The organism is Marinobacter manganoxydans MnI7-9 (assembly GCF_000235625.1).
In the GTDB taxonomy this organism is placed as follows: Bacteria; Pseudomonadota; Gammaproteobacteria; order Pseudomonadales; family Oleiphilaceae; genus Marinobacter; species Marinobacter manganoxydans.
This window is the reverse complement of sequence record NZ_AGTR01000018.1, coordinates 54529-71274: the sequence shown is the minus strand read 5'-3', so window position 1 is coordinate 71274 and position 16746 is coordinate 54529. Positions and strand designations below refer to the sequence as shown.

Annotated in this window: 17 protein-coding genes; 8 read left to right on the top strand and 9 right to left on the bottom strand. The window is 54.3% G+C overall.

Going from position 1 to position 16746, the window contains the following annotated elements; translation table 11 throughout:
- Positions 1 to 189: transposase (locus KYE_RS05485; protein WP_008171235.1), on the bottom strand; the 189-nt coding region annotated here is incomplete at its 3' end.
- A gap of 105 nt (positions 190 to 294) precedes the next feature.
- On the opposite strand from KYE_RS05485, the gene KYE_RS05480 reads away from it, so the two are divergent.
- Positions 295 to 1689 carry an AIPR family protein gene (locus KYE_RS05480; protein WP_319795860.1) on the top strand — a complete coding sequence of 465 codons (1395 nt, stop codon included), beginning with the start codon at positions 295 to 297 and terminating at the stop codon, positions 1687 to 1689.
- A 65-nt stretch (positions 1690 to 1754) separates the two neighbouring features.
- On the opposite strand, the gene KYE_RS05475 is transcribed toward KYE_RS05480, so the two are convergent.
- Positions 1755 to 2945 carry a DNA cytosine methyltransferase gene (locus tag KYE_RS05475; RefSeq protein WP_227497758.1) on the bottom strand — a complete coding sequence of 397 codons (1191 nt, stop codon included), beginning with the start codon at positions 2943 to 2945 and terminating at the stop codon, positions 1755 to 1757.
- A 2-nt stretch (positions 2946 to 2947) separates the two neighbouring features.
- The gene (locus tag KYE_RS21850) at positions 2948 to 3334 is read right to left on the bottom strand and encodes a DNA cytosine methyltransferase (RefSeq protein WP_227497757.1); all 387 of its coding nucleotides are present in this window, start codon (positions 3332 to 3334) and stop codon (positions 2948 to 2950) included.
- 73 nt (positions 3335 to 3407) lie between these two features.
- Here KYE_RS21850 and KYE_RS05470 point away from each other — a divergent pair, with 73 nt between their 5' ends.
- Genes KYE_RS05470 through KYE_RS05460 form a run of 3 tightly spaced genes read left to right on the top strand, consistent with a single transcriptional unit; the run spans position 3408 to position 6955 of the window.
- Positions 3408 to 3899, top strand: coding sequence for a very short patch repair endonuclease (locus KYE_RS05470; protein WP_008171231.1), 492 nt, complete (start codon positions 3408 to 3410; stop codon positions 3897 to 3899).
- Between the two features lie 22 nt (positions 3900 to 3921).
- On the top strand, positions 3922 to 5604 hold the full coding sequence (locus KYE_RS05465) for a class I SAM-dependent methyltransferase (RefSeq protein ID WP_008171229.1): 1683 nt from the start codon (positions 3922 to 3924) through the stop codon (positions 5602 to 5604).
- Between the two features lie 28 nt (positions 5605 to 5632).
- On the top strand, positions 5633 to 6955 hold the full coding sequence (locus KYE_RS05460; protein ID WP_008171227.1) for an NADH:flavin oxidoreductase/NADH oxidase family protein: 1323 nt from the start codon (positions 5633 to 5635) through the stop codon (positions 6953 to 6955).
- Here KYE_RS05460 and KYE_RS05455 read toward each other — a convergent pair.
- From KYE_RS05455 to KYE_RS05435, 5 genes are all read right to left on the bottom strand, one after another.
- Positions 6948 to 7766: an SDR family NAD(P)-dependent oxidoreductase gene (locus tag KYE_RS05455; protein WP_008171225.1), complete on the bottom strand. Its 819-nt coding sequence runs from the start codon at positions 7764 to 7766 to the stop codon at positions 6948 to 6950. The genes KYE_RS05460 and KYE_RS05455 overlap by 8 nt on opposite strands.
- Positions 7763 to 8299 (bottom strand): CIA30 family protein, encoded by a 537-nt coding sequence (locus tag KYE_RS05450; RefSeq protein ID WP_008171223.1) that lies wholly within the window; start codon positions 8297 to 8299, stop codon positions 7763 to 7765. The genes KYE_RS05455 and KYE_RS05450 overlap by 4 nt, the downstream gene beginning before the upstream one ends.
- Before the next feature lie 79 nt (positions 8300 to 8378).
- Entirely contained in the window at positions 8379 to 8639 is a 261-nt protein-coding gene (locus tag KYE_RS21310) for a hypothetical protein (protein ID WP_008171221.1), read from the bottom strand.
- Between the two features lie 85 nt (positions 8640 to 8724).
- Positions 8725 to 9015 carry a type II toxin-antitoxin system RelE/ParE family toxin gene (locus KYE_RS05440; protein WP_008171220.1) on the bottom strand — a complete coding sequence of 97 codons (291 nt, stop codon included), beginning with the start codon at positions 9013 to 9015 and terminating at the stop codon, positions 8725 to 8727.
- Positions 9015 to 9239, bottom strand: a complete 225-nt coding sequence (locus KYE_RS05435) for an addiction module protein (protein WP_008171217.1) — start codon at positions 9237 to 9239, stop codon at positions 9015 to 9017. Before KYE_RS05435 ends, KYE_RS05440 begins: the two co-directional genes overlap by 1 nt.
- A 112-nt stretch (positions 9240 to 9351) precedes the next feature.
- Between KYE_RS05435 and KYE_RS05430 the strand changes: the two genes are divergently transcribed.
- From KYE_RS05430 to KYE_RS05415, 4 genes are read left to right on the top strand one after another with little or no spacing between them, the layout of a single operon-like run.
- Positions 9352 to 10134 (top strand): hypothetical protein, encoded by a 783-nt coding sequence (locus KYE_RS05430; protein WP_039881870.1) that lies wholly within the window; start codon positions 9352 to 9354, stop codon positions 10132 to 10134.
- Positions 10127 to 13066: a hypothetical protein gene (locus KYE_RS05425; RefSeq protein WP_008171213.1), complete on the top strand. Its 2940-nt coding sequence runs from the start codon at positions 10127 to 10129 to the stop codon at positions 13064 to 13066. The genes KYE_RS05430 and KYE_RS05425 overlap by 8 nt, the downstream gene beginning before the upstream one ends.
- Positions 13059 to 14459: a hypothetical protein gene (locus KYE_RS05420; protein WP_008171211.1), complete on the top strand. Its 1401-nt coding sequence runs from the start codon at positions 13059 to 13061 to the stop codon at positions 14457 to 14459. The genes KYE_RS05425 and KYE_RS05420 overlap by 8 nt, the downstream gene beginning before the upstream one ends.
- Positions 14452 to 15021: a condensin complex protein MksE gene (locus KYE_RS05415; RefSeq protein ID WP_008171209.1), complete on the top strand. Its 570-nt coding sequence runs from the start codon at positions 14452 to 14454 to the stop codon at positions 15019 to 15021. The genes KYE_RS05420 and KYE_RS05415 overlap by 8 nt, the downstream gene beginning before the upstream one ends.
- Before the next feature lie 11 nt (positions 15022 to 15032).
- Here KYE_RS05415 and KYE_RS05410 read toward each other — a convergent pair whose 3' ends face one another.
- Positions 15033 to 16739, bottom strand: coding sequence for a putative bifunctional diguanylate cyclase/phosphodiesterase (locus KYE_RS05410; RefSeq protein ID WP_008171207.1), 1707 nt, complete (start codon positions 16737 to 16739; stop codon positions 15033 to 15035).
- Between the last annotated feature and the right edge of the window lie 7 nt (positions 16740 to 16746).

Here is a 16746-nt window from a genome sequence, read left to right as displayed (position 1 = left end):
CTCATGACGAATCATCCGGGGATCCCGCTGGTCGGTCAGAGTCTCGGCCAGCCGTTGGGTTAACCGGTGTTGTTTGTCGACTTCGCGCAGTAACAGCAAGCCGGCATCGGAGGTGATATGGCCTCCGGAGAAGTCGGTTTCAATCTGGCGGCGGGAAAGTGGCGAGAAGGTCAGTTTTTGAGGTACCATTTTGGATAGCGGTTGTTGGTGTTGATTGATGGTGTAAGGTCCTGAAATTTTAACACTTTCAGCCGCTTTCTTTTATCCCCTCATGAGAAATTCGGGTTAGCTGTCATTCCTGGAAAGCAGCTTGCCGGGATTTATGAGAAATGGGGACCCAGGCTCTTAGAAGCAAATGTCCGGAGTTTTCTGCAGGCCAGGGGAAAGGTAAACCAAGGTATCAGAAATACGATTCGCGATGAACCGCACATGTTTTTTTCATATAACAACGGATTGAGTGCAACAGCAGATGGAATTGAAATAAAGCAGTTAGAATCTGGTTTGGAGCTAGTGCGTGCAGATAATCTACAAATCGTGAATGGCGGTCAGACCACCGCATCTTTACATGCGGCAAAGAAGTTGTTTGAAGAACAGTTAGATCAAATTCATGTACAGATGAAGTTAACTATTGTACCCCGTAGTCAATCAGAGGAGGTTGTACCTCGAATTTCAGAGTACGCAAATAGCCAGAATAAAGTTAATGCTGCAGATTTCTTTGCGAACCACCCATTCCATATTCGTATAGAGGAGTTTTCCAGACGGTTACTGGCACCTGCGGGAGAGGATGGCTACCGCGAGACGAAGTGGTTTTACGAACGTGCTCGTGGTCAGTTCGCAGATGAGAGAGGAAGACGGACGCCTGCAGAGAGGAAAAAATTTGATGCTGAATACCCTCGAGGGCAATTCTTCACCAAAACGGATCTAGCGAAATATGAAAACACCTTCGAATGCCTTCCTCATATTGTAAGTCGAGGGGCGCAGAAGAACTTCGCAGAGTTTGCGAAGAACATTGGAAAGCAATGGGGCAAGGATGGCTCTGTATTCGATGAACTTTGGTACAAGCGACTGGTCGCAAAGAACATTGTTTTTAGAACGATGGAGAGATTGGTTTCCGGTGCTGAATGGTATGAGGGAGGGTATAGGGCGAATATCGTGACATATGGTATTGCAAAAGTCGTTTACGACGCCACGCAAAAAGGGAAAGTTATTGATCTTGACCTAGTGTGGAAGAATCAAACTGTCGCTCCCGAACTTAAATCGATGCTTTTGGCAGCTGGAGAGGTTGCCCAACTTGTTATTAATAGCCCACCTGCGGGAGTTCGAAATGCCAGTGAATGGGCTAAGAAAGAGATATGCTGGAAATGGCTCTCTGAAAAAGATGTTGTTTATCCGGGAAAAACTGATCGGGTGACCATTTCCTTTGAATCTGCCAAAAGCAGGGCAAGAGAAGCAAAATCTGAGGCTGCATTGGATCATAGTGTGAACGCGGAGATTGAAGTTCACACGCTGGGTAGTCAGTTTTGGAAAGGTGCACGAGATTGGGCCCGTGAGCGAGCGCTATTGAGCCCTAAAGAATTAGGGGTATTGGAAACCTGCTCCGCAATTCCTAGAAAGATGCCGTCTGAGCGCCAGTGTGCGGTGGCGGTTGCTGCGCTACAAAAATTAAGAGACGAAGGTTTCTCGAGTTGAGAGGTGGATATGAGCGAGCTGAGCTCCCAATTGAAAGGGGTTTTAATTCGGAGCTCAGGTATCCTTCATTTTTTCTGATTTAGCAGAGAGAAAACAACTTTGGCAATATGATTCGCGAGCAGCGGGGGTACCGCGTTGCCAACCTGAACATACTGCTCAGTCCTGTTGCCTTCAAAGAAATAGTTGTCAGGAAAAGTCTGAATTCTGGCCGCCTCTCTTACAGTTAAACTTCTGCACTGACTCGGATCATAATGAATGAAGTAATGACCATCTTTTGAGATGTGGCTGGTTACCGTGCTGGCGACTCGGTTCTCTGCCTGTACCTTGAAGCGGTCGGTAAAGTTTCCAGTAGTCCAGTTCTTGTGTTTGGGTGCCAAGTTTGTAGGGTAATCACGAGAACGTGGCGAGGTGCCATTTTTTGCTGCAGCATAGCAACTTGCGTACAGATATCGATGCAGATCTTCCGCCATGTGATTCCTGGCTTCGTGGTTTACGAATCCTGGTAAGCACTTATCTTCATACCACTGCTTCAGCTCAGCAGGCAGGTGGCTTTTGGCTATTCGCTTGGCCGGGACCCATCGTCCACCTTGATTCAGTTCTTGAGTAGCGGACTCATATGCGTTTTTAGCGTTATCTTGAGCTTTTGTCGAGAAGGCAAGGTCCGGATAAATTTTGAGAAACCCTCTCTCAAAGTTGTTTTTCCACGCTTGGAAATCATTAGGCGTAGTTCTGGATAGTCCACTTCTGAGTCGCGGCAAATTGTTGATGACTTGCCCTGTAGTGACTGGATTATCATGTTTCCAGTCTGACAGAAGTTCACCAGTCAACTCTCTAGGCAGCAAATCTTTGCGAACACCGAGGAGGATAACTCTATGACGTGCTTGCGGAATCCCAAACTCTTCAGCTCGAATCACGAAATCCTTGTTCTGATAGCTGCCGTAAAGGTTCTGAAATTCAAGAGGATGCGCAAATGGCAATAATTCATACTCAACTTGGTCTCGGCTGCTGCGAAGAGCCCGAGCAGGGCAAACAAGATCTTCTCGGATTTTCTGAAAAATCGATTCACCGTTAACCTTTGCTGTTAAAATGCCTTTGACGTTCTCCATAACGAAAACATCTGGCTGAACGAGGTCGAGAACTTTCAGATACTCTTTGTAGAGGAAATGGCGATGGTCCTCCTCGGCAATATAACCTTTGATGCCTTTGTTTCTGGCTCGACCAACTAGTGAATAAGCTTGGCATGGAGGCCCGCCGATAACTATTTTTTTCCCGTATGTCCCGCAATCTGCTTTTCAATTGCTGAAAAGATTTCGTCATGGTCTTCACTGCCTAGTGCTTTGGGGCCACCAAGCGTCTCTCGCTTTGCTGCCGCCCATTCCTTTGGAAACTTATCGGAGAAGAATTGCTCTGCGCTGATTTTGGAATCGCTCCGAAGGTATTCATAGTATTCGGGAGGAACTTTGCGTCCTAGGAACTGGCGATAGAAGGCTCGCAAAGTAAGGGTCTTGTGCGCACTAGCTTCTTTTTCAACTGATGCTGCTATCTTGAATGGATATTCCCCTTCGGGAATTTTGAACGCGGAAAATCCTTCACCAAGCCCTCCAGGGCCAGCGAAAAGATCGATTATTTTGATAGTGTCGGTCATCAACAGTTCGCCAAAGTCAGGTAGGCGAGTAGGATACCAGGTAGCCGCCCAAATTCCAGGAGGTATTTCTCAAGTGGTCGATGTAGTAGACCCGGAAACCCGCTCCAAAATGATGTCTGGGATCCGGGGCAAGAACACGAAGCCGGAAATTTTGATCCGCAGGGCTTTGCATGCTGGCGGCTTCAGGTTTCGGTTACACCGTAAGGATCTGCCGGGCTCTCCTGACATTGTTCTACCAAAATATCGGGCAGTGATCTTGATTAACGGATGTTTCTGGCATGGCCATCAATGTCGATTATTCAAATGGCCCAAAACAAGGCCTGAATTCTGGAGGAACAAGATAGAGGGCAATATTCGCCGGGATCAGCAAAAATTGTCTGAGCTGAAGAGGCTGGGTTGGCGTGTATGCCTGCTTTGGGAGTGCGAAATCAAAGGTGCAAACGAAGAGCACCTGGATAGAGTAATCGAAAGCATATCGAAATGGTTGAAAGGTGAAGAAAGTTCTCTCTTCATTCCTGATAGCAGAACTCAAGCGATTAGTGATCAGCTAACAAATATCGGATGAAACAGGGAGTGAAGGGCCGCAAATGACAATCGCCCCATACAACCGCAACGCTCTAAACTTCTTCGTTCAATACCAGTCCCTGACCTTCGACCAAGTGCACAGTGACTGGTTGCCTCAGTTGGACCAAAAGGCGGGCCTCGCTCTGGATGTAGGCGCAGGCAGCGGTCGCGATTCCAGCGCTCTTGCAGCGCAGGGCTGGGATGTTGTTGCGGTAGAGCCCGCAGCCGGCTTAAGAGAGTTGGGGCAGGAAGCCACTCGCAGTCAGAGCATTCACTGGGTAGACGATCAATTACCCGATCTAGGTAAGATCCGGAAGCTGAGCTATCGCTTCGATCTGATTCTTGTTTCCGCTGTCTGGATGCATATCCCACCCTCTGATCGTGAACGTTCTTTTCGAATTTTGACTGAGCTTTTGGCACCGGGTGGCATGCTGGTGATTACGCTCCGGCATGGGCCCGGTGATGGCGAACGGCTTTTTTACGATGTCAGTAGGGAAGAGCTGGAGGCTTTTGCCAAGCGCCGGGCACTGATCCCGCTTCCGGTGCCTGTCGAGCGCAAGAAGGATGAGCTTCAGAGGGATGAAGTTTCTTGGCAGACACTGGCTTTTCGGTTGGCGGACGATGGCACAGGCGCATTGCCAACAGTCCGCCACATCATCGTTAATGATAATAAGTCTTCGACTTACAAATTGGGTTTGCTGCGAACCCTTGTCCGGATTGCTGACGGTGCGCCTGGCCTGTCGCTTAAACGTACCGATGACTGGGTGGAGATTCCGCTTGGTGCAGTCGGGCTGTTCTGGATTATGCTCTATCACCCTCTGATTCTCCGGCATCAACTGAGGCAAGCACCAGGTAGTCGTGGCTACGGCTTTGCCACAGACGATTTCTTCAAACTGCAGAATTTCACGCCTCTGGATTTCAGAGTGGGTATGTCGCTGTCGGCCGATGTTGCTCCGGTGGTCCTGCGCGCTATCCGGGATGCTTGCTCGACCATTCTCAAGAACCCCGCACGTTTTACGACCCGGCCCGGCAGTAACCGTCCGATCTTCGAGGGCGGTTCGGCCAGGATGACCATCAAGAAAGCACCGGTGCGTTTGGATAAAGCAACGCTTTCCCGGTTCGGTACCTTCCGTGTTCCTTCGTTTCTCTGGGATACGTTCAGTCGCTATGCCTGCTGGATTGAACCTGCGATTGTTAATGAATGGATTGATTTGATGGGTAGCTGGGATCTTCGCTATTCCATGGATGTCTATCATCGTGGTTTACAGTGGGTTGAAGGTCAGCGCGATACGTCAGCTGTCCGTCAAATGATTAACCAGCAGCTCGAGGCTGGTAGGGTCGAGTGCGTATGGACGGCCCAAAATCTCAAAGCGAAGCGGTTTGACGTCGACCACTGTTTTCCGTGGTCACGATGGAACAACAACGATCTCTGGAATCTGATGCCAGCGACTCATACGGCGAACGCTTCTAAGTCCGAAAAGCTACCTGGGGACCTTCTGCTCAAGGAGGCGCACCCTCGAGTAGTGAATTGGTGGGAGCAAGCCATTGTAGGCACGTCTCGTGAGGAGCAGTTCTTCTCAGAGGCTGAGGCCTCACTGTCATTGCTGGGGCAGGAACGAACCGTGGAAGGCGTCTTTGAGGGGATGCTTCAGCAGCGACTGAGGCTGAAAACCAATCTTCAGCTGGCAGAGTGGTTGGGGCTGTAAACTTATGCTTGAACAGCAGGAATTATCCATGACCGAATCACCGCTTGCCCAACCCCTGAAACTCCCCTGCGGAGCAGTCTTGCCGAACCGACTTGCCAAGGCCGCCATGACCGAAGGGCTGGCAGACGATCAGCTCCACGCTACCCACCGCCATGAAACCCTTTACGGTCGATGGTCCGATGGCGGAGCAGGGCTGTTGATTACCGGCAACGTGATGATTGATCACCGGGTGCTGGAGCGGCCGGGTAACGTGGCGATTGATCCGGCGCCGGCCGAAGGCGAGCCGGAGGGTATGGCGCAGTTGCGTGCCTGGGCCGAAGCGGGCACCCGCAAGGGCAACCATTTGTGGATGCAGATTTCCCATGCCGGTCGGCAGTCGCCGCGTCACGTGACCACACGCCCAATGGGGCCTTCGGCGGTGCAGCTATCGCTGATGGGCAACTACGCTCGCCCACGGGCACTCACGGAGCCGGAGATTCTGGACTTTATCCAGCGTTTTGCCAATGTGGCCCGGATCGCCAAAGAGGCGGGGTTCACCGGTGTTCAGGTGCACGGGGCTCATGGGTATCTGTTGTCGTCTTTTCTGTCGCCGGTTACCAACCAGCGCACCGATTGCTGGGGTGGGTCGCTGGAAAATCGCGCCCGTTTCCTGATCGAGGTAGTGCGGGCGACGCGCGCTGCGGTGGGGCCGGAGTTTCCGGTGGCGGTAAAGCTGAATTCCGACGATTTCCGCAAAGGCGGCTTTACGCTCGACGAGTCTGTGAACGTGGTGCGCTGGCTCAATGAGGAGGGTATTGATCTGCTGGAGGTGTCTGGCGGCACCTACGAACAGCCGCGGCTGCTCGGGTACAGTGGTGATGCCGACACGGCGAGCGAGGGGCCGGCCATGCGGGAAAGCACTCGCAAGCGGGAGGCTTACTTCCTGGATTATGCCCAGACGATTCGAGAGGTGTGCGATTGCCCGCTGATGGTCACCGGTGGATTCCGTACGCGCACGTTGATGGAAGAGGCGATTGCCAGTAGCGAAACCGACGTGATTGGCCTTGGCCGGCCTCTCTGCACGGATCCCGATACGCCCAAAGATCTGCTTGATGGCCGCATCGATAAGACGGTTTGCTACGAAGATTACGTCAAACTTGCTCAACGAGGGTTTTTCTCACCAGCGAGTCCGCTGATGCCAATCAAAGTCATTAACGTGTTGGGCGGCCAGGCGTGGTACTACCAGCAGATTTTCCGGCTGGCGGATGGCGAAGAGGCTGATCCGGACCTGGGTATCCTCAAGGCCGTCGGGGCTTTTGTTAAGGATGAATTGAGCCGGTCCCGGCGGGTGAAGAAGGCCCGCCTTACCTAAAGATGATTCTCTGGATCGACCGGGGAATAAACCGGGTGATAAATTCGGCAGCGTAGGTCTGGGGTGTAACCAGGTATCGAGGCTTGGGTCGTGTCGCCTCTGCTGCCCTGACAATCTTTTTCGCGACGTCCGACGCACTGGCTGTAAAGGGCTTGATTCTGGCGCCTGGCGCGAGCGCTGCTTCCATTGCCTTGTACTTTTCCCGGTGCACGGCGCTGGCCTGGCCAAGCACGGGCTGCAACGCGGCCAGGGCATGCTCTCTGAACCGGGTCACCACGGGGCCCGGGAGCACCAGCGAGATACTTTCCAGGCTGTTGCTGCCCTGTTCATCAAACCAGAAACTCTCATGGGCCGTGTTCATCGCGGATTTGGCGGCACAGTAGGCGCCTTTCATTTTCTGGGGCGCGATGGAGAGAACGGAGCTAACCGCGATGACCCGCAAGGGTTTACCGTGCTGTTCGCAGAGCCCCAGGCAGACAGCAGCCAGCTTGATGGGGCCGAATACGTGGGTACTGAACTGCTTTTGCCACATGGGTTCGGAGAGATCGCGAAGCGCGCCGAATTGCCCGTAACCGGAGTTGTTGACCAGAATCACCCGCTCGGCTGCTGCAATTTCCGTGTCCAGAGCGCCCGCAAGCCCTTCGATCTGGTCAAAGGACTCTAGATCCAGCGCCAGCTCCAGATCGGCAGACTCGACACCAGCTGGCTGTCGGGACAGGGCGATCACCCTGTAGCCTTTCCGGGCAAAGAGGGCGCAGGCTTCACGGCCAATGCCGGCGCTGGCACCGGTTATCAGAGCGAGTTTGGTCATCGGATCAACCTCCAATCCTGCATCCGCAGCTGAAATTCACCAGCCTGTCGTCCGGAAACAAAAAGGCTGACCGAAGCCAGGTGCGAAAGATTCAGTGCTGCCTCATCGGTCAATGTTTTGCCGCGCCAGGTAGGGATGAAATCACTGAAGGGGAGTCGGATGCGGCTCCATTCTTCTGTACCTGGTGTGAATGCATGCTGGTACACAATGCTGCGCCGGTTGGTGCTGTTGCGAAGGCCGATCTTGTAGGTTTTTCCGTCGCCCCGAGCAAGAAGCTCGATACCGGTGTAGTCAGCTGCATCGAAAGGTTCCGGCAGGTCAGCTTTCACAGACGAAAATCCGCCGCCGTTGTCCAGTCGCACAGTGCCGTGAAAGACGCCAACGCCGCCCTCTGCAAGATCAACGGTGCCGTTAGACTGCCCGCCCATCACGCGGTCACCGAGGGGCTGCCAGGTTAACTGGCTTGCCTCTGAATGGAACGAGACAAGTATCGGGTTTTGCGTGGCGTTCCCGGAAATATCCCGGTTCTGCATAGAGTTACCTTCGATAGTTCAAAAACGTATTAAGTGTCGTTCGCCGCAATAGCTTACTGGCTATCCAGTACTTCCGCGGTCAGTGGATGGCGAGCTGGAAAACCATCATGCCCAGAAAGGCCAGTACAATCACAACACCAACTGAAGCCGGCTCCAGCTTTTTATTAGCATCCGGCAGAAGCTCGGCAAACACCATCCAGATCATAGCACCCGCAGCCAAACCAAGGCCGAAGGGAAGCATGGGTTTGAAGGTACTTACGAACAGGTAAGCGGGAATGGCCATCAATGGTTGCGGCAAGCTGCTGAAAATACTCCAGTCGGCGGCCTTGGTGACGGACATGCCTCTTGGCACCAGGATAAGTGCAATGGGTGTGCAGCTGTTTCTGTGTTCCGGGAATTATCGGTAACTACCGAGGAATCCTCGTTTATTGCCTGTTTTCCCAATAATCTGGCTCGCGATGAAGATTCATAACAGCAAGAATGAAAATGCTGTTCTTCTTTTCAACGTAAAGAACGCCATAGGGAAATCGTTTGACGAGTGAGCGACGAACAGGCTTTCGAATGAAGCTCCAGGCCTGGGGGAATTTGACAGCTCTGGCTACTGCTTGCTCGACTTGCTCGGCGAGATCTACTCCGAGGCCAGTTTGAATTGATTCGTAGTAATCGATTGCATCATTCAATTCCGCTTCCGCTGCGGGGTGAAAGGAATAATCCATTATTTCTGCAGCCTGCTCCGAATCTTTCTGAAAACCTCATCGCCGGGCACAGGATTCACCCTGCCGGAATCCAGGTCGTCCAGGCGGCACTTGGCAACTTCTACCCATTTTTCGTCAATACTGGCTTCGTTTGGGTTTAGGCTTTTCAATAATGACTCTATAACCAGCGCTCGTTCGTCGACGGGAAGAGCGCTAGCCTCGTCAATTAAATCCTGAAGGCGCATATTTTTTGCTCCAAGAGTGGTGAGGGGCCAAGTACGGTATCCATATTAACGCTTTATGAGTTATTTTGCTTCCCAGCCCATACGCAAATCCAAGAATAACCGTGGTACGCCCTTGAACGACTATCTCGACAAAATCCTGCGTGGCCAACCGATTAATTATGAAGCCTTCCTGAAAAAGCTTCCGGAGCAGTTTCGCCGGCGCCATCGGGACATGTTTGCCACAGAAAAGGTCCAGTCCAACCGATGGCTGGTCACGGTCCGGGATGAAACCGCTTTCGCGGAGCTGCAGAACGTCGCGGAGGCTCCCTTAAACAGAGTAGACGCCGCTAGAAAAGGTGACTCTCATCGCCATGGTACTGAGGTAAGTTTTCTTCTGGTTTACCATGGGGTATTGGCATCCAGCCGTCCGGATGTGGTTGTTATCAAGAGCGATTCTGTTGACATCGGTTTTCAGCGCGCCGGCTCCGTGCTGGTAATAGAAAACGAGCGTAACTTCTACCAATATCAGCAGATGCTGAAGTTTACCGGTGAGGCTCTTGGCTGGGCCTTGCATCTGGCGGACTGCGATGTGGTATTGGGCAGTGGTAACCGGGTGACCCGGCGCGCGATTCTCGACTGGTTGCAGGGCTATGAAGAAGTATTCTGCGCATTCGATTATGATGCGGGTGGTCTGCAAATGTTCTCGACGGTCGCAGCCTCTCTTGGTGACAAAGCCACCTTTGTTCAGCCGCCCGACTGGCAACCATGGCTGGGCCGGTTCCGCAAACTACCGGACACCACCGAACGGTTTACGAGGGCGATTTCCTTGGCGGAGGGGCATGGCTTCTTTGCCCTCGCAGAGGCCTTCCGGGCAACCGGCAAATTCATGGAACAGGAGATGATTCTGGATGAGTGACTCCCAGGGGAGCCCAGGCAATTTCAATTTTGGTATTCGCCGTCTGGTGTTGGTGGATTCCGCCGGCTTCTGTTACGTGGAAATTCCGGTGGATAACCACGGCCTGATCCTGGGCCCGGGCAATCTGGGCAAGTCCAGTCTGCTGAATTCCCTGCGTCTGTTTCTGCTGCCGGAAAACAACTTCAAGAACAGTCGCAAGAAATTCGCGTTCCGCAATGCCAGTGCCGGCAGCTTCTACTCTAACGAGGAAAGCTACCAGCATTATTTCCCCAGTCAGTTCAGCTTCCTGATCATGGAAGCGGAGAACCCGGCGGGGGTGCATTGCCAGATTTTGTACCGGGACAGCGCCAGCCAGCTCAGTTATGCCCGCGCTTTCGTGCCGGTTGGTTACGACCAGCTGCGGCCGCTGTTCTGGAATGGCGATGGTGAGGACGGAATCGGCCAGGCGGTGCCGGAGCTGTCGTTCAGCCGTTTGTCCGAGGCGCTGAAAAAGTTCTCCAAAGATACCCGACTGGTCAATGAACCGGCCAAGCTTAAAAAGATGTTGTACAGCAGCGAGCTAATGAACGCCGATGCCGTACGCTATTCGGTGCTGCCCCTGGGTGAGTCCGACGAGCGCCGGGTGCAGTCGCTGCGCACGCTGATCCTGTTGCTGTTTGAAATGAAGGCAGACGATCAGGCCATGTCCAACGCGGTGGCCAGCATTATCGAGGCGGACAAGAAGTTTGCCGACGATGCCTTCGATTTCAATATCGATGAGTTTCTCAACCGGCACGATCAACTGAAGCAACAGCAAATCCAGCTTAATCAGATTGAAAAAGAGCGTTCACGGTTCGAGAAGCTGCAAAGGGATTATCAGGCCTACCAAACCCTGCTTCGCAGCCAGCACGATTTTGCGGCTTTCCGGGATGGCGTCACCCATGCCTTGCAGGATATTGGCGCCAGGCGTAAAGCCGCAGTAGAGGCGTTCAATGAACAGAACGAGACCCTGCGCCATGTGCTCCAGGCTCTGAAAAAACTGGAGCAGGACGCCAGTGGCCTGAAGGGCGAGATCCGTTCCGCCGACCGTCGCATCAAGCAGGCCGAGCAGAACCAGAAAGATGGCGATCTGCTGGTATCCCAGTACGGGGAGATGACCCTTCAGGAAATCGAGGACATCCAGAAAGAGGAACTCGATAGCAAGAAAGGGCACCTGGCTGCTCTCAAGAGTGCCGCCCAGGCGGAAATCCGGCTGGAGCAGATCCAGAAAAAGAAACAGGAACTTGAACGCAAGCTGGAATCCCTGAGGGAAAGAGAGAGCAAGCAACATTGGCAGTTGCAGAACCAGTTGGATGAGGCCACCGCGGCACCGCTGCGGGCCGTGGACCCCCGATTGGTGATGGCCAGCCCCGGTCAGGATCTGGACGCCGACAGCAAGGCGGCCATCGAAGCGTTTGCCCGGCTGTTCGTGCCCAATGACAAAGGCTTCGACTGGTTCGACGCCGAATATTCGGCCCAGCCGGCCCGGCAGACTGACTTCGCAGAGCAGCGCCGGCATATTGAAGGTGAGCTTCATGGCCTGGAAAAGGAGCGGGCGGAGCTGGCAGACACCGCCAACCAGGAACATGACCGGCCACGGTTGATCGAGCGCACGGAAAAAGAGATCCGCGCCATCGAAAAGGATCTGGATACCCTGAGCCGTTACCCGGCAGCGGCAACCACACTTAGGGACGCTACTGAGGAGAAGCAGGCGGCGGAGGAACAGCTGGCCAGGCTGGAAGAACAGGCCCGGCTGGAGCAGGAAAAGCAGGATGCGGTTCAGCAGAAGGCCGCCAAAGCCAGGGCCGAAAAAGAGCGTATCGAAGAGCGGGAACGGGAATTGGCGGGCCTCAGCCGGAGTGTTGGCACGGTAGAGCACCGGTTCCCGCATCTGAAAGCGGTGGAAGCGGAACAGCCTTTGGACATTGAGCAGGTGTCTGTGGCGGCGTTTGATGACCTTCAAACCCAGCTGGACGACCTGGAGGAGCGCCGTCGCAGTATCCTCGACCACCTTCGTCAGTTCGTGTATCTGGGCATCCACGACGACACCGAAGGCGAATTGCAGAAAGACAGCCCCGCGTCATCGGCTATCCGGGAAACGTTCAAAGGTCTCTCAGATCTGTTTGCCGGCATGGCAGAGCGCTGGAATGTGCTTGAGCAGCAGGTGGGCATCCACAATGAAACCGTGGCCAGCTACCGGCAGGCCCTGAAATCCAACCACGAGCACATTGCCCGTTTCGAGGCGCAACTGAACCGTGAGCTCGAAGGGGTGCGCATCAACGATCTGGTGGAAATCCGCGTGGATATTCATACCGATCCGAAATTCCGCAATCTGGTGGAAGAAGCGAACAACATCGACCCCTATGGCAACCAGCTGCAGTCGGACGCGTTTTATGACCGTTTGCGGGTGTTCGTGGCGGACTTTTTCGGGGAGGGCGGCAGCAAGCGCCTGACCATGGACAAGGTGATCACCGGCATTTCCTACAGAACCCGGAAGGAAAACGCCACAAGCCTCGACAAGAAGGGCCAGTCCACCTCCACCACGGCCCTGATCAATCTGGAACTGGTGTACCGGCTGCTGAAACGGGTGTTGTACCCGGGCGTTCAATTGTCGTTCCCCATGGTGCTGGATGAGCTGGCCAGCGTGGACATCAGCCAGATGCCCTCGCTGCTGGAGCGGTTACGCAAGCAGGGCTTCAACCTGTTCTCTGCCGCCACTCATAGCGCCAGCGCGGAAGTGATTTACCTGATCGGCCGACACCTGGAAGTAGGGCAGATGCGCACCGCGAAGCCTTACAGCCCGCAACGTACCCTGGTGTTCTGGGGTGGAGCGGAGGGCTTTACCAACGGCGAGGCCATGAGCCACTGGGCTGATCAGACCCAGGCTAGCCTGATGGAGCAGGTGGATGAGTAAACGGTTCAGCACCCTGGATACCACCCGGCTGCTGTTCGAGCACCCGAAGATCCTGTTCCGGATGATCGAACGGATGGACCGGAACGAAGCCCGGTATATCCGTGAGAGCGATCTGGTGGCCGAGGTGATGGACTATACCCGCACCCTTGGCAACGCCGACCGGGATCGGGTGCGTTTTGCGCTGAATACCGACAATCTGTTCCGCAGCGGCCTGGTGATCGACATCATCAAGGCCGAAGGTGAGCGGCGCCTGGTGTTTCAGGATGCCCTGATCAACCTGATGCGTGCCTGCAACGCGTCGCTGTACCAGGAACTGACGGATGCTCGGCTTCGCGGCCATCTTGTAACCCTTCGGGACGTGCGCAATCGGCTCGAGACCAGCTCTTTCAGCGACGCCGATCCGGACTACACCGAACTGAGGGATGATCTGAACGAGCGGGTGAGCCAGCTCATCGGTTTGCTGCGCCAGAATGTCCTGCGCATGCAGACCATCAGTGCGCAGCTTGCGGATCTCTCCGGCGACGCCAGCCGGGCGCCCCAGAAATTCCTTGAGTTCCGCCAGAACCTGTTTGAGCAGATCGTTACCCTGTACGAGCGCCACATCAAGCCGACCCTGGTGTTTTTGAACCCGGATACGCGGCTGCCGGATGGCAGCAACCTGTTCGAAACCCTGGAAGCGATGGTGCGGTTGCTGGAAAATCACGGCGATCACAGCCTGGCAGATCAGTTGTTCCGTTCCTCCATTAGTTTGAACGCCCTGTACAAACCCATTCAGGCGGTGGCCCAGGAGGTGGAGCACTTCCTGCGCAAGACGCGCCAGGGCATGGTCCAGTACAACGCCATGGAGCATTTCTACGGCAAGCTGCAGGAACTCAAGGGGGAAACCGAGACCCTCAGCCTGAAACGAAAATGGCTGGAAGGTGGAGACTTTGCCCGCAGCACCGGTTTTCTGATCGGCCTTCGGGCCCAGCAACGACCGAAACACTACGCCTTCGGTGAATCGTCCAGCTACTACCAGCTGTTGTTCAGCGAACTGGAGCTGCGCCTGAACGACCTCCGACGCAAGGCTGAAGTGCCGGTTCTGCAGCAAGTGGATGGCAGCGGACGCCATACCCGGATTGATGTCCAGCGTATCAACCAGCTCTATCAATGGCTGGAAACCCTGGAACTTCGGCCTACGACCGACCTGGTGCGTGAGCTGCACGGCCGCCTGGACGGCTTTATCCCCGGCTATCGCTTTCCGGACCTGCTGGCGGCGTTAAACCGGCTGGTAAACTCGCCCCCCGAGGGCTTGCAGGTGGTGACTACCAATCGCTTCCGAATCCTCGATCAGTCATCCGACAGTGAACAGTTTGTCTACCGAAAGCGTCGCCTGGAGCAACAGAATGTCTGAATTTGAAGAAATCCTCCCGGCCCACAGCGCTGCCATCTACCGGGAATTCCAGGCCGGCCGGGTGATTGTGCGTGATGTGTGGGACAGCAACCGCTCGGAGTTGCGTGCCAATCCGCTCTACAATCTGCTGTATAACCATCTGTCCCACTTCCGGACCTTATACGAGCACCTGGGCAGCGAGCTGGTGTTCAACGAAACCGGCGCGTTTTTCTTCCTCAAGGAAAGCAGTGACGACGAGAATGAAGAGCACGACGAGAACGCCTTCCGCGTGCAGGTGATCCTACTTTTGATAGGGCGTTATTTCGCACGCAGCGGTCGGGATCTTGAATACCTTGGCCGGCCCGACGCCGGGCTGAACGAGCAAGACCTATCGGCCCTGGCGAGCGATGAGGAATACCAGGAGATCCTGAGGGCCGCACGGTTTGAGAAAGGCCTGCCGGAAGCCCTGGACTACCTCGATAAACGCCACCTCTTGTTTCGAGCCGGTGCAGGGCGGTGTTTCCTGAGTTCCGCCGGGCTGTATTTCCTGCAGGAGTTGGTTCGGGAGTTTGAACAGGGGTAGTGTTTTCCTGGTCAGAAGCTGGCCAGGAATTCTTCAACTTTGTTTGCCGGCATGGGCTTGGCATAGAGAAAACCCTGAGCGAGATCACAACCCAGTTCGGTGACCAATTGGGCCTGTTCATCCGTCTCAACGCCCTCGACCAGCACGCTTAAGCCCAGACTGTGGCCGACGGTAACCATTGCCTCCATGATGGCCATGTCGGCGCTGTTCTGCATCGCATGTTGAAGAAAACTCCTGTCGATTTTTATTCCGCAAACCGGGAGCTTTCTGAGATAGACGAGAGAGGAGTGGCCGGTACCGAAGTCATCGATCGAAATGTGAACGCCTGCCTGTTTCAGTTTTTCCAACTGTTTGGTTTGGCTTTCATCGCTCCCGAAAACCTCGTTCTCGGTCAGCTCCACCCCAAGCTGGTGTGGCTGAAGATTGTAACGCTCCACCGTTTCGAGAATGTGGCTCGCGAGATGTGGATTGGTGAGCTGTCGTCCCGACAGGTTGATATCAACCCGCAGGTTTTTCAGAGGGGTATCCTGCCATGCGTCGAGTTGCTTGCAGGCTGCTTCGATTACCCATTCGCCGATCCGGTTGATGAGACCGGACTTTTCAGCTACTGGAATGAAAGTAGCTGGCGACACGGCCCGGGATTGACCGTGAAAACAGCGGAGAAGTGCCTCGCAGGAGTCGCTTTTTCGATCAGCCAGGCTGATCTGGGGCTGGAAAAACAATTCCAGCCCATCGTTATTCAAGGCGTCTCTGAGCAGGTTGGTGATTTCCTGATAATGGACCAGCCTGTCGTTGATGTCGGGGGTATAGAAACACACGCCGTTCTTGCCGGTTTCTTTGGCCTGGTACATGGCCGCGTCTGCATTGCCCATCAGCTCGGCCACGGTAGTGCCATTATGGGGGAAAAGACTGACGCCGAAGCTGGCGGTAACCTGGTAACAGTCGCCTTCCAGATGCACTCTGTGTTCCAGAGCGTCTATCAACCGAAAAACAAGTTCGTGAATACCTTCAGGGCCTTCGAAATCGAAGATCAGCAAGACAAACTCGTCCCCGCCAAAGCGGCTCAACAGGTCTCCGCCTCGAAGTTCGGCCCTCAAGGTTTCGGCCACCGCTTTCAGGAGGCTGTCACCATGATGATGGCCAAGCGTATCGTTGATAATCTTGAAATTGTCCAGATCGATAAAGACGACCGCCAATTCCTGATGCAGGCGATCAGCCTCATCCAGTCGGCTCGACAACTCGGCTTCCATAAAGTGCCGGTTGGGTAATCCGGTCAGGTCGTCAAAACTCGCGCGCCGATAAAGCTCGTCTCTGGCTTGTTTCTGCTCTTCGAGGCTTATGTCGATGCAGAACATTTCACAGGCCCCGCTGTCCTGTTTGATCATCACATGGCTTGAGTAAACGGGAACCAGATGTCCTTCTTTGTGTTTCAGTTCAAGTTCGTCGGCGGGAATGCTGATGTTTTTCTCAAGCCAATTGCGGTGCGCGTCGATCACAGCGTTGCGCATGTGATCGGGGATGATCAGGTCCTCCAATAACTGTCCGAGCGCTTCCTCGTGCGAATAGCCATAAAGGCGTGTGCTTGCCTCGTTCCAATATATTACCCGCCGGTACCTGTCATAGCCCTGAACAGCCACCATGGGCAGACTCTCGATCAGCTCGTAAAACCTGTTTTCACTGTCCTCGGTAGCCGATCGACTTCCTTGTCCAATATCCATTGCGGGT

Excerpts from the sequence above, each read along its gene's own strand:
- KYE_RS05410 (WP_008171207.1), bottom strand. The coding sequence starts at position 16,739 with ATGGATATTGGACAAGGAAGTCGATCGGCTACCGAGGACAGTGAAAAC.
- KYE_RS05435 (WP_008171217.1), bottom strand. The coding sequence starts at position 9,239 with ATGCGCCTTCAGGATTTAATTGACGAGGCTAGCGCTCTTCCCGTCGAC.
- KYE_RS05450 (WP_008171223.1), bottom strand. The coding sequence starts at position 8,299 with ATGCAGAACCGGGATATTTCCGGGAACGCCACGCAAAACCCGATACTT.
- KYE_RS05440 (WP_008171220.1), bottom strand. The coding sequence starts at position 9,015 with ATGGATTATTCCTTTCACCCCGCAGCGGAAGCGGAATTGAATGATGCA.
- KYE_RS05420 (WP_008171211.1), top strand. The coding sequence starts at position 13,059 with ATGAGTAAACGGTTCAGCACCCTGGATACCACCCGGCTGCTGTTCGAG.
- KYE_RS21310 (WP_008171221.1), bottom strand. The coding sequence starts at position 8,639 with ATGTCCGTCACCAAGGCCGCCGACTGGAGTATTTTCAGCAGCTTGCCG.
- KYE_RS05415 (WP_008171209.1), top strand. The coding sequence starts at position 14,452 with ATGTCTGAATTTGAAGAAATCCTCCCGGCCCACAGCGCTGCCATCTAC.
- KYE_RS21850 (WP_227497757.1), bottom strand. The coding sequence starts at position 3,334 with ATGACCGACACTATCAAAATAATCGATCTTTTCGCTGGCCCTGGAGGG.
- KYE_RS05465 (WP_008171229.1), top strand. The coding sequence starts at position 3,922 with ATGACAATCGCCCCATACAACCGCAACGCTCTAAACTTCTTCGTTCAA.
- KYE_RS05460 (WP_008171227.1), top strand. The coding sequence starts at position 5,633 with ATGACCGAATCACCGCTTGCCCAACCCCTGAAACTCCCCTGCGGAGCA.
- KYE_RS05455 (WP_008171225.1), bottom strand. The coding sequence starts at position 7,766 with ATGACCAAACTCGCTCTGATAACCGGTGCCAGCGCCGGCATTGGCCGT.
- KYE_RS05425 (WP_008171213.1), top strand. The coding sequence starts at position 10,127 with ATGAGTGACTCCCAGGGGAGCCCAGGCAATTTCAATTTTGGTATTCGC.